The sequence below is a fragment of the Budvicia aquatica DSM 5075 = ATCC 35567 genome, from assembly GCF_000427805.1.
In the GTDB taxonomy this organism is placed as follows: Bacteria; Pseudomonadota; Gammaproteobacteria; order Enterobacterales; family Enterobacteriaceae; genus Budvicia; species Budvicia aquatica.
Window position 1 is genome coordinate 1 of sequence record NZ_ATYS01000037.1, and the last position, 12,340, is coordinate 12,340.

General features: G+C 46.7%; 13 protein-coding genes. 10 read left to right on the forward strand and 3 right to left on the reverse strand.

The window, feature by feature from the left end; all coding sequences use genetic code 11:
* Positions 1–455, forward strand: a 455-nt coding sequence (locus YWE_RS0114325) for an MFS transporter (protein ID WP_029095166.1), incomplete at its 5' end; no start/stop codon positions are given.
* Positions 456–516: 61 nt separating this feature from the next.
* Here YWE_RS0114325 and YWE_RS0114330 read toward each other — a convergent pair.
* Both YWE_RS0114330 and ubiT read right to left on the reverse strand, forming a co-directional pair.
* Entirely contained in the window at positions 517–1,026 is a 510-nt protein-coding gene (locus YWE_RS0114330) for a GNAT family N-acetyltransferase (RefSeq protein ID WP_029095167.1), read from the reverse strand.
* Complete coding sequence (gene ubiT, locus YWE_RS0114335) at positions 1,020–1,541, reverse strand: ubiquinone anaerobic biosynthesis accessory factor UbiT (protein WP_029095168.1); 522 nt, start codon at positions 1,539–1,541, stop codon at positions 1,020–1,022. The genes YWE_RS0114330 and ubiT overlap by 7 nt, the downstream gene beginning before the upstream one ends.
* A gap of 311 nt (positions 1,542–1,852) precedes the next feature.
* On the opposite strand from ubiT, the gene ubiU reads away from it, so the two are divergent.
* From ubiU to YWE_RS0114355, 3 genes are all read left to right on the forward strand, one after another.
* Positions 1,853–2,848, forward strand: coding sequence for a ubiquinone anaerobic biosynthesis protein UbiU (ubiU, locus tag YWE_RS0114340; RefSeq protein ID WP_029095169.1), 996 nt, complete (start codon positions 1,853–1,855; stop codon positions 2,846–2,848).
* Between the two features lie 12 nt (positions 2,849–2,860).
* Complete coding sequence (locus tag YWE_RS0114345; RefSeq protein ID WP_029095170.1) at positions 2,861–3,742, forward strand: U32 family peptidase; 882 nt, start codon at positions 2,861–2,863, stop codon at positions 3,740–3,742.
* Positions 3,743–4,200: 458 nt separating this feature from the next.
* Positions 4,201–5,052 carry an ergot alkaloid biosynthesis protein gene (locus YWE_RS0114355; protein ID WP_029095171.1) on the forward strand — a complete coding sequence of 284 codons (852 nt, stop codon included), beginning with the start codon at positions 4,201–4,203 and terminating at the stop codon, positions 5,050–5,052.
* 94 nt (positions 5,053–5,146) lie between these two features.
* Here the strand turns inward: YWE_RS0114355 and YWE_RS27365 are convergent, their stop codons facing one another.
* Positions 5,147–6,856, reverse strand: coding sequence for a M14 family metallopeptidase (locus tag YWE_RS27365; RefSeq protein WP_051323351.1), 1,710 nt, complete (start codon positions 6,854–6,856; stop codon positions 5,147–5,149).
* Between the two features lie 309 nt (positions 6,857–7,165).
* On the opposite strand from YWE_RS27365, the gene YWE_RS0114365 reads away from it, so the two are divergent.
* The 6 genes from YWE_RS0114365 to YWE_RS0114390 all read left to right on the forward strand — a co-directional run bounded on the left by YWE_RS0114365 (position 7,166) and on the right by YWE_RS0114390 (position 12,340).
* Positions 7,166–7,702: a metal-dependent hydrolase gene (locus YWE_RS0114365; RefSeq protein WP_029095172.1), complete on the forward strand. Its 537-nt coding sequence runs from the start codon at positions 7,166–7,168 to the stop codon at positions 7,700–7,702.
* Between the two features lie 161 nt (positions 7,703–7,863).
* Positions 7,864–8,145 carry a hypothetical protein gene (locus YWE_RS0114370; protein ID WP_029095173.1) on the forward strand — a complete coding sequence of 94 codons (282 nt, stop codon included), beginning with the start codon at positions 7,864–7,866 and terminating at the stop codon, positions 8,143–8,145.
* Between the two features lie 372 nt (positions 8,146–8,517).
* Positions 8,518–9,402: a ubiquinol oxidase subunit II gene (cyoA, locus tag YWE_RS0114375; RefSeq protein WP_029095174.1), complete on the forward strand. Its 885-nt coding sequence runs from the start codon at positions 8,518–8,520 to the stop codon at positions 9,400–9,402.
* Positions 9,403–9,405: 3 nt separating this feature from the next.
* Positions 9,406–11,391 carry a cytochrome o ubiquinol oxidase subunit I gene (gene cyoB / locus YWE_RS0114380; protein ID WP_029095175.1) on the forward strand — a complete coding sequence of 662 codons (1,986 nt, stop codon included), beginning with the start codon at positions 9,406–9,408 and terminating at the stop codon, positions 11,389–11,391.
* Positions 11,381–12,007, forward strand: coding sequence for a cytochrome o ubiquinol oxidase subunit III (locus YWE_RS0114385; RefSeq protein ID WP_029095176.1), 627 nt, complete (start codon positions 11,381–11,383; stop codon positions 12,005–12,007). Before cyoB ends, YWE_RS0114385 begins: the two co-directional genes overlap by 11 nt.
* Entirely contained in the window at positions 12,008–12,340 is a 333-nt protein-coding gene (locus YWE_RS0114390) for a cytochrome o ubiquinol oxidase subunit IV (RefSeq protein ID WP_029095177.1), read from the forward strand.

Consider the following 12,340-nt stretch of genomic DNA (forward strand, 5'->3'; position numbering starts at 1 on the left):
CCACGGTGGCAGAAAAAACGGCAACCGGAGCCTATGTTATTGCCAGCTTTGCGGTGTTGTTTACCATCGGCCGTTTTATCGGTGGCTTTATTAACATTCGTTTAGGCGAACGCAATACGCTAATTCTATTCTCCGCATTATCTCTGGTAACCCTGATTATCAGCCGGATGATGGTATATGAGTGGATCTATGCCTTTATGGCCTTTGGATTTGCGATGTCAGTCCTGTTTCCAACCGCATCAGCTATCGGTACCCGCATGACGGATAAAAGCGGAAGTATGATGGGACTTATCTATGTCGCCTCAGGCCTTGGCGGTGCATTTGCCGGCTGGCTGGTCGGATTACTGTCGGAAACTTACGGAATTGGATTTGGTTTCAATACGCTAATTGGCTTTGTCTGCGTCTTCCTTATTTTGTCCTGGTTTGTGCGGGAAACGCCAGTAACCTCAAAATAGTAGAAGCTTATGAAAGGGAACGGAAAGGGCTTCCGTACCCTTTCTATTCAGAGAGCTTAAATTATGCGGGTAGTTGATCAAAGGGTGCGGAATACTCCACCAGCCCGGAAACGCCAATCAGTGCATCATCAGCCAATGAATAAATCTGAAATGCCGATTCCATTCCCTGCCATTTACAGTGGAGGTTATGTTCAGCAGCGGACTTAAAGCCAAAAGGAGCGTAATAGCCCGGATCGCCCAATACGGCTACTGCACAATAGCTGAACTCATTTAGGGTATCTAACCCTTCATATACCAGCGCTTTTCCAATGCCTTGACCCTGATACTTTTCAGCAACGGCCAGCGGTGCTAAGCCAACCCATTGGCGATCTTCACCGTTAACCATCACCGGACTAAAAGCAGCATAGCCAATAATTCCGCCATGATCGTCAGTTGCTACTACGCCAAGGGTAATAAGCCCGTCTTCTCGCAGTTGCTGAATTAAATCGGCTTCGTCGTTACCGCCAAACACTTTTCTCAGCAGTTTAGCGATACCGGCCGCATCAACGGGTATTTCTACGCGAATTAACACGATGCCGGTGCGTGCGAAGTAGCTTCGCCGCCCTCTTTCAAACCGGCTTCAATAAAATCAGCTAACTGATGTAAACCGATACGTAGCGGGGCTGGCATATTTTCCAGCTCAACCGCATCCATCAGATTTTTAACATACAGCCCCAGTTCCGTATCGCCTTCGATAACTAAACGACGCTGAAAAAACAACGTATCGGGGTCTTGTTTACGGGCCGCAATCAGAATCAGGTCGTTAGCATCTCCGCTAAAGCTGACATCTTCTTGTTGGTTATCACTCACCAGCAGAATGCCTTCCCGTACCGTTACAAACCAGCGCAACGCCAGATCGCGAACTTCTACTTTCAGCCAGCGGCCTTCTAAAAAGTCTAAATCCCCTTCGGCCAGAGCGTGACGAAACTGCCAGCCCAGTAACTGCTGCAGAACCTGCTTTTGCAATGCAAAAGGGGTGAACTTTATTGGCAAGCGTAAAAGGGACGGCCCCTGACGGACTAAACGAGCTCTCAGTTGTTCTAACACTGGCTCTGACTCCTGATGAACAAATATTCTCGCTATTTTGCCACAACAACGCTCAAGATCATCGAGTCAGGTCAAAAAATTATCAATTTGTCGATAGAGGTCACCTGTGGTGGGATAAAGCTGGCATTAAGCGTGATGTGTATGTCATTCAATGTCCGGCCTTTTCGGCCAATCAGCAATAAACTGCCCCAAATCAAAAATCGTTATCAAAAGGTTAATTACAATGAGCCCATGAAACACACGTGCCCTTCATACCAGAGAGTTATTCATGGCTTTACGGTGATAACTCTTTTCTCTTGCAGGAATAATCGATGGAACTGCTTTGCCCGGCCGGAAACTTACCGGCACTAAAAGCCGCGGTAGATAACGGCGCCGATGCGGTATATATCGGCTTTAAAGATGATACTAATGCCCGCCACTTTGCCGGACTCAACTTCACTGACAAAAAGCTGGAAGAAGCGGTCAGCTATGTGCACCGCCATAAGCGAAAATTGCATATAGCAATTAACACCTTTGCTCATCCTGACGGTTACGTTCGTTGGCAACGGGCGGTTGATTTAGCCGCTGATTTAGGGGCTGACGCGCTGATTTTGGCCGATATCGCGATGCTGGAATATGCCTCAGAACGCTATCCCGATCTGGAGCGCCACGTTTCCGTTCAGGCATCGGCCACCAATGAAGAAGCGATTCGTTTTTATCAACGTAACTTTGACGTTTCCCGGGTCGTTTTGCCACGCGTGCTATCCATGCATCAGGTTAAGCAGCTAGCCCGAACCAGTCCGGTACCGCTGGAAGTATTTGCTTTCGGTAGCTTGTGTATCATGGCTGAAGGGCGTTGCTATTTATCCTCTTACTTGACCGGCGAGTCACCCAATACCGTTGGCGCCTGCTCACCGGCGAAATTTGTCCGCTGGCAACAAACGCCAGAGGGGCTGGAGTCTCGCCTGAATGACGTTTTAATCGATCGCTATAAAGAGGGTGAAAACGCTGGCTACCCGACCCTATGCAAAGGTCGGTATCGGGTAGACGGCGAGCTGTATCATGCACTGGAAGAACCCACTAGCCTGAATACGCTGGAGTTATTGCCTGACTTGCTCGCAGCAAATATTGCATCGGTGAAAATTGAAGGCCGCCAGCGGAGTCCGGCCTATGTCAGTCAGGTTGCTAAAGTATGGCGTCAGGCTATTGACCGTTGTCTGGCCGATCCACAAAATTTTGCCGTCGATAAAGCCTGGATGGACACTTTAGGCTCGATGTCTGAAGGAACTCAAACCACCCTTGGCGCTTATCATCGTAAGTGGCAGTAAGCCGGAGAAACTATGAAATATTCACTGGGCCCGCTGCTGTACTATTGGCCAAAAAACGATACCGAAGCTTTTTATCATGCGGCGATGGAAAGCAGCGCAGATATTATCTATCTGGGTGAAGCCGTTTGTAGCAAACGGCGGGAAATGAAGGTTAATGACTGGCTGGAGTTAGCCAGAACGGTGGCACAGTCAGGCAAACAGGTCGTGATATCAACGTTGGCCCTGCTTCAGGCACCATCGGAACTCACCGAACTTAAGCGCTATGTCGAGAATGGCGAGTTTCTGATAGAAGCTAATGACCTGGGGGCGGTAAATATGGCCGCTGAGCGCAATTTACCGTTTGTCGCCGGTCCGGCACTTAACTGTTACAACGCCTATGCGTTGAGATCCCTTTACAAGCAGGGTATGTCGCGCTGGTGTATGCCGGTTGAGCTATCCCGGGACTGGCTGATCAATTTGCTCAAGCAGTGTGAAGAACTCGATATTCGCCATAAATTTGAAGTCGAAATTTTCAGCTATGGCAACTTACCGCTGGCTTACTCGGCCCGCTGCTTTACTGCCCGCTCAGAAGATCGGCCAAAAGATGATTGTGAGACCTGCTGCATTCATTACCCTACCGGACGCAATGTCATTTCTCAGGAGAACCAGCAGGTATTCGTTCTCAACGGTATTCAAACCCAGAGTGGCTATTGCTATAACCTGGGCAATAATTTAACTGAAATGAACGGGCTGGTTGATATCGTTCGGCTATCTCCTCAGGGCCATGAAACTCTCGATTTAGTCACCTCATTCAGGAGTAATGAGCAGGGTCAGGCTCCGCTGTTATTACAAAATCAGGCTGACTGTAACGGCTATTGGAAGCGAGTTGCCGGCCTTGAATTAATTGATAATTAACCCCGCCTGACCAAACCCTCTGGCCCGACTGAATCACAATCAGCCGGGCCTTTATTCTTTTCTATGGCCTTATTTTTATTTTCCCTATCAATTTCTTCATTTTGCGACAGTGTGGTCATTAAATATAAATTAACTGTTTCAAAATAATGAAACGGTCGATTTTTAGCCATTCCCTGCTAAGTTTAAGAGAGCATCAGATTTGATTAATAGCCGGGAGAGCGGGCTAGAAATCATTGATTCCGGCGTAAACATCGTCGAATTCAAATGTAACGGCGTTAATCGGCAAGTGAATTTATCTTAAGCAACAATCTATACCCTAAATATCTGTAACTTGAAGTATCACGGGTATATTCCGGTTATTACCGTACATCAGGGATCATCGCCAAAATCACGGCGACCGTAGTCTATTTATTGCTGCTGGCGCGACAAAGGTCAGTATCGGTTATCAAGGAGGCTGTATGGGTAACCCAACGATTCTTCTTACCGGAGGCACCGGAAAAACCGGCCGTCGAATTGCATCTCAACTCAAGAATGAAGGTCGCCGGGCGCGGATAGCGTCCCGTTCAGGATCCTCAGTTTACGGGCATCCCGGCGTCTGTTTTGATTGGCATAACAAAACTAACCATGCTGATATGCTTGAAGGCATTCAGGCTATCTATTTGGTCGCTCCGTCGAATGAAACCGACACATTAGAGGTTATGCAGCCATTTATCGATCTGGCATTAGATCGGGGAATTCGGCGATTTGTGTTGCTCAGCGCGTCGCTTTTAGAAGAAGGCGGGCCGATGATGGGGGCGGTACACCGCTATTTGAAGCAGCATGCGCCTGAGTGGATCGTTTTACGGCCAACCTGGTTTATGCAAAATTTCTCTGAAGAGTTTCATATGTCGACAATTTTGGATGAAGGCCGAATCTACTCGGCGACTTTTTTTGGTCGCATTCCATTTGTTGATACCTACGATATTGCTACGGTAGCCAATGCGGCACTGACAAATCCGACGCCGCTTAATCGGGATGTGATCATCACCGGCCCGGAATCTCTCTCTTATGCTGAAGTCGCCCAGATTATTGGCGGTGCTATTGGTCACCCGGTTTCACACATCAGGCTCAGCGAAGAGGATTTTTCACGACGATTAATCGATCTGGGCATGAGTGAACCATACGCTAAAACGCTCGCCATGTTAGATACGCTGGTTTCCAGAGGTTGCGAAGATCGCCTGACTTCTGAAGTGAAGGACATTACCGGCAAGCCGCCAAAAAGTCTGGAGACCTTTGCCAAAGAAATGCGCAATATCTGGCTGCCTGACTAACCATGAGTGCGGTGAAATATCGTAGTTCTCATGCTAAAACAGCACCGATAACCAATAAGATTATCGGTGCTGTATTCAAACAAAACCTCAAAAATTACTGCATCAGAACGAGTGAAACTTGCGGACGCTCCTGAACGCGATACAGCGGCAACACCGGTAACACGGTCTCAGCTTTTGCTTTATCCTTGGCTTTCTTTTTAGTGACCGCTTTGGGTTTCGCAGGCAAACTTAAAATACCATTGGCAATAAAGCTACTTTGAGTTTCTGGTTCCAGTGCCGCGATTATCAGGTTAGCCAACGGCTGCTCTAACGGAATATAATAATAGCCCTCAGTCAGCTCCAGCTCTTTATCTGACTGGCTGGTTTTCACGCCGATCATTTGGTTACCCGCCTTACCCACGCTGCCGGTAACATCTTTTTTGTTGGCATCGTTGCGTTCCAGCAGATTGTATTGCTGAGTTTTAATGGTCACTGGCTGGCTTACGGTGTAAACATCAACGCCCAATTCCTGAAGTTTCTTAGCCGCCTTTTTCTCAGTCGGTGCCAGAACATAAGCGTATGGTCGAGACCGCGTGATAACCGGCGCGATACTTAGCGAAGAACGCCAGTCAGTATCAACCTTTTTACCATCGGCCGTTTTAGCATCAATCATCGAAATGGTGTGTTTTTCTATCGTCGCCTTACCCTCAACAACTATCGCCCCTTGTCCCGCCTGTTGGGCGATATCGGCCCGAATCTCTTTCCCCATCGCCGTCAGGTCTTCACTGTTTTTAGCCGCCGTTTTAACCAGTGCCTGCATAGAAATAAGCTGGGTATAAACGCGGCGGGCAAAGTGGGCTTTGCCCAACCCTACGCCGCGGGTTTCCAATAAAAAAGAGACCGAATTACGTAAACCGGCAATATTTCGGAAGGTATCAGCACCAATGCCCCCCATCGATAAGGTTTTATCTTTCATATCATTCTTATCGGTCGTGAAGTACCAGCTATTGCTCAAACCACTGGTTTCCAAGGTCGTGATAATGCTGTCGCGAAACGGTTTATCGCTCATTTTAGTTAAGCGTGCCGGCAAATTGACCGTGGTGGCGTATTGCAGCATGGCATCATAGCGCTGTAGCGCACCAAACTTCTCAACCCAACGGCCAGCAACGCTGTACTCGTGACTATCCAGAACGACATCCGGTTGATATTGGTTGAGTACGCCGGCAATCGCACGGCTTTCAGGCGTACTTAACAGTAAGTGGTCGCGGTTTAAATTAATGCCGTTAGCCAAGTCTCGGGTGAAATTTTCAGCCCCATCAGGGTTGGCCCGTGGAATAATCAGCACATTGACCCGTGACAGCACGTTACCCTCTTTACCATCAGCTAAACTTTTAGCATAGGCCAGAGCAGCTTCGCCGGATGCGGGTTCATTGCCGTGTTGCAAAGCGATAATCAGCACCGTTGGTTTAGTATTTTTCAACAATACTGCCGAGGCGGGGCTGTGGGAGTCAGAAAACACCAGCAGTGGAATATCACGCCCCTGCTGTGACTGGCCAATAATACGAACTTGTAATGAAGGGGATTTTTTACTCAGTTCATCAATGAAAGTTTCCATCTCTTTTTGAGAGGTGAAATCAGTTTTATCCTTTACCAGCGCCGGAGTGCCCATATCAACATTAGGTACCGGGAACTGTTTTACGATAGCCGGAATTTCTTGATAATTCTTAGCCGGATCGTATTTGGCCAACGCCGTTATCGGTGAAATAAATAAGCTAACCAGGCAGGGAAATAGCAGCGCCGTTGCCGCACGGGACAAACATTTCATTAAATGCACCTCCAAAAAAATACCAACGATAACCTGAAGTTATAATCTGATGTGACAGCTTGGCACATCTTACTCGCCCGATAAGCAAAACGCCGTTTATTATTTACCGCTATCTGTAATTCATTGTGTCAGTCAATATTGATAACCGCCGCGCTGTCAGTTACAGAGACGTAGCCAGATAGCACAGCAGGATAGTCATAAATCAGCAAGACTTCATCTTATCTTCACACTGAGACAGCATCCTTTGGGCTGCTTATTGATTTTTAGTTTCTGCCTCGGGCTATCTTTTTTATTTACAGGACGTTAATCATGCCGACGATTATTACTCATGCCGCAGTCCCTCTCTGTATCGGGCTAGGCCTTGGCAAAAAAACCATACCACCTGCGCTATTATTTGCCGGTATTGTTTTTTCAACCATGCCGGATCTTGACGTTCTATCCTTTAAACTGGGCATTGCCTATGCAAACGCATTTGGCCATCGTGGTTTTACCCATTCATTGCTGTTTGCTTTCTTATTGCCCACCTTGGCCCTGCTCTTTCAGCGTTATTTTAACGTCGGCTATTGGCGCATATGGTGGTTTTTAACCCTATCCCTGCTTTCTCACAGCGTTCTTGATTCTTTAACTACCGGGGGAATGGGGGTTGGTTGGCTCTGGCCTTGGTCTCAGGAGCGATTTTTCGCCCCGGTACAGGTGATCAAAGTCGCCCCTTTCCAATTAAGTCAGTATGTTAAACCGATGGGGATCGCCGTGATTAAATCAGAGCTATTGTGGGTTTGGTTGCCGGGAATTACGCTAATGCTTGGCTTAATAACCGCAAGGATAGTCAAGCGTCAAACTGCCTGATAGCAGAAAACTAAGGGATTCGGATCGACGTTGGCAAGCGATAGTTCGGCTCCAGACACAACAATTTTTTGCTTCATAGCGCTATGCACATCCATATCACCATTCTTTTGCTATACCTTAATATAAGAACCCTTAATTTACGGTTCTTATCGAGGTGGCCTATGAATGAATTTGTCGTTACCCGGACCCATTCAGGCATATTAGTTGTCCACTGCTGCCAGTGCGCTCAGTATGAACATATTGAAGAAAACTTTCAGATAGCAGTCAATAAATATGGTTTTCTGATTAAGCGCGATGAGCAGATTGATGGCTATGAGTGGGAGCGCCGCATTTTAGAACTGCAGCCTTTACAGGCTGTGGCGCCTTTGCTCAATGCTATTCATGCCATTATGCACAGTCATCCCGAAACTAAGCATGAGTGTGACTATTATTACAAGGTGTGAATGATTACGCGGCATCAATATCTGGCCTTCCCGTTTCGGCGCTCTCAGCCGGTGGGTTTAAGGCCAGATAAAAAGAGTATTTGGTCCATTCTCCGTTGGCTATCTGTCAAATGTTAATAAAATACTTCATTTACCTGCTTCTAAAAAGTTTTCACTATTTTTGATAAAAAATATGCTCTAACCTCGGGTTTAATAGAGCATTATTTCTGTTTTCTCTAGTTTATATGCATCATCCTCTTAAAGTTACGCCAAGAGATCACATTATTCACTGACAATAAATTAATGTTATTTACATATTTGTAACTTTTACATAAAATTGCCCCCACACGTAATATAACAAAGCGCTTTTGTACTTTGTCATGAGGTTGTTCAATGAGTCTCAAACAATACAATAAGTTTTCTAAGCTGCTCATTCTGGCTATCGTTGGGTTGCTACTCAGCGGTTGTGATATGGCGCTGATGAATCCTAAAGGGCAGATCGGGATGGAACAAAGAACCCTGATATTAACTGCCACCTTTCTCATGCTGATTGTCGTTATCCCCGTCATCTTCATGACTTTCTATTTTGCATGGAAGTATCGAGAATCAAACAAAAACGCAAAATATACACCGAACTGGGCTCACTCAAATAAAATTGAGATGGTCGTTTGGGGTATTCCCTGCATCATCATTATTATTTTAGGCGTCTTGACCTGGAAAAGTACTCAGGAACTCGACCCTCGCCAGCCAATCCAGAGTGATGCTAAAACCATAACGGTTGAAGCCATCGCCATGAACTGGAAATGGCTGTTTATTTATCCGGAGCTTGGTATTGCCACGGTTAACGAAATCTCTTTCCCAGAGAACGTACCGGTCAAATTCAAAGTGACCTCCGATGATGTAATGAACTCCTTCTTTATCCCTCGCCTCGGTAGCCAGATTTATGCGATGGCCGGAATGCAAAATATCGTTCACTTAATTGCGAATGAGAAAGGCGTTTATCCGGGCATGTCGGCTAACTATAGCGGAGCCGGATTCTCAGGCATGAAATTCAACGCCATTGTCACTTCTCAGGAAGACTTTGAGAAATGGGTTGAGAAAGTAAGACAGTCTCCCGATCAACTTCAGTGGGAAGATTACAAACAGTTGGCTAAGCCGAGTGAGAATAATCCGGTTCAATTCTTTTCGACTGTTAAACCTGGCCTGTACCTCGAGATCATTAATCAATATATGGGTATGGATATGAGCAAGCACTCACATTCTGGAGCCGAGGAATAAATAATGTTAGGAAAATTAACACTTGAGGCGATTCCTTACCACGAACCTATTATTATGGGTGCGGTAGGGATGATCGTCATTGGCGGCATCGCCGTTCTTGCTCTGCTTACTTATTTTGGTAAATGGAAATGGCTTTGGAATGAATGGCTAACCAGCGTTGACCATAAAAAAATCGGTGTAATGTATATTCTGGTTGCCATCGTGATGTTACTGCGCGGCTTTGCTGACGCACTGATGATGCGTACTCAACTGGCAATATCTTCGGTTACCGATGGCGGTGAGGGGTTCCTACCACCTCACCACTACGACCAGATATTTACCGCTCACGGCGTAATCATGATTTTCTTCATGGCGATGCCGTTTGTTATTGGTTTAATGAATATCGTGGTTCCGTTGCAAATCGGTGCCCGTGACGTCGCCTTCCCATTCCTGAACTCCCTAAGCTTCTGGCTATTTGTTGCCGGTGTGGTGCTGATTAATATCTCGCTGGGCGTTGGTGAATTTGCTCAAACCGGTTGGCTGGCTTATCCGCCGCTCTCACTTAAACCGGGGGTCGGGGTCGATTATTGGATATGGAGTCTACAGATATCCGGGGTCGGTACGCTGCTCACCGGGGTAAACTTCTTCGCCACCATACTGAAAATGCGCGCACCGGGCATGACCATGATGAAAATGCCGGTCTTTACCTGGACCGCGCTGTGCGCCAACATCCTGATTATTGCTGCGTTCCCAATTTTAACCGCAACGATAGCCATGTTGACCCTTGACCGTTATCTGGGCTTCCATTTCTTTACCAACGATCTCGGTGGTAATCAGATGATGTACGTCAACCTGATTTGGGCTTGGGGTCATCCGGAAGTTTATATTCTTATTCTGCCCTGCTTTGGTATTTTCTCTGAGGTGGTGGCAACGTTCAGTAAGAAGCGGTTATTTGGCTATACCTCACTGGTATGGGCAACCGTAGCAATTACTATCTTGTCGTTTATCGTTTGGCTGCACCACTTCTTCACCATGGGCGCTGGCGCTAACGTTAACGCCTTCTTCGGTATAGCCACCATGATTATCTCGATACCGACAGGTGTGAAGATTTTCAACTGGTTGTTTACCATTTATCAGGGCCGTTTAAAGTTCTCAACGCCAATTTTATGGACGCTGGGCTTCTTAATCACATTCACCATTGGTGGTATGACTGGCGTACTGTTAGCCGTTCCGGGTGCCAACTACGTTATCCATAACAGTATGTTCCTGATCGCTCACTTCCATAACGTGATTATCGGCGGTGTGGTATTCGGCTGTCTGGCTGGCTTCAACTTCTGGTTCCCGAAAGCCTTCGGCTTCAAGCTGAATGAAACATTAGGTAAGTGTTCATTCTGGTTCTGGATTGTCGGCTTCTTCGTTGCCTTTATGCCACTGTACATTCTTGGCTTTATGGGTGCGACCCGTCGTCTGAATACCGTTAGCGGCGAGTGGAGCGGTTTATTACTGCTTGCGGCCGGTGGCGCTGTACTGATTATGATCGGTATCGCCTTCCAGATTCTGCAAATCATTGTCAGTATCAAAGATCGCAAAAAGAATATGGATGTAACCGGTGACCCGTGGGGTGGACGTACTCTTGAGTGGGCAACCTCATCACCAGCCCCGTTCTATAACTTTGCGATTACTCCGCACATTAAAGATATCGACCCGTTCTGGGATGAGAAAGAAGCAGGCACAGCCTATCAGCGCCCGGCGAAATATGAACCTATTCATATGCCAAAAAATACCGGCGCCGGCATTATTATCTCAGCCTTCAGCGTAGTCTTTGGCTTTGCCATGATCTGGCATATTTGGTGGATGGCGATTGTTGGACTGATCGGCATGGCCGTAACTTATATTGCCCATACCTTCAATGACGACACTGACTACTATGTCACGGTAGAAGAGATCGAGAAAATAGAAAATCAGCGTTTTGAACAATTAAGTAAGGCAGGGGTAAATCATGTCAACTGATACCTTGGTCAACCCGAATGCTCATGCCCACGGGCACGAGCACCACGATCACGACCATGAGACGAGTTCCAAAACCGTATTCGGTTTCTGGATCTACCTGATGAGCGACTGTATTTTGTTTGCCGCGGTATTCGCAACTTATGCGGTGCTGGCAAATAACATTGCTGACGGCCCTTCCGGTAAGGATATTTTTGAACTGCCTTACGTACTTGGCGAGACGGCCCTGCTGTTACTGAGTAGCTTTACCTACGGTATGGCAATTATCTCAATGTACAAAGGCCATAAAAGCCATGTTATCGGTTGGTTAGCCATTACTTTCCTGTTCGGTCTTGGCTTTATCGGTATGGAGATTAATGAATTCCATATTTTACTGAGCGAGGGCTATGGCCCTTCAACCAGTGGATTCTTATCGGGATTCTTTACCTTAGTAGGTACTCACGGACTGCACGTCACCTTAGGTTTAATCTGGATGGCAGTAATGATGATCCAGGTTTCTCAAAAAGGGTTAACGCCTAAAAATAACACCCGACTGATGTGCCTGAGCCTATTCTGGCACTTCCTGGATGTTATCTGGATTTGTGTGTTCACCGTAGTCTATCTGCTGGGAGTGATCTAAATGAAAAATACAGTTGTAGACTCTTCCGGAGCAAGCCACGGCAGCGTTAAGTCATATCTTATTGGCTTCGTGCTCTCGGTTATTTTAACGGCGATTCCTTTCTGGATGGTCATGACAAAATCAGCAAGCCCGAGCACGTTAGTGGTGGCGGTTGCGCTGTTTGCCGTGGTCCAGATTGTTGTTCATTTAATCTATTTCCTGCACATGAATACAAAATCAGAGGGGGGATGGAATTTTATCGCCCTAGTCTTTACCGGATTGATTATCGCTATCGTTGTTGTGGGTTCACTATGGATAATGTACAACCTTAATATCAACATGATGGTTCACTAA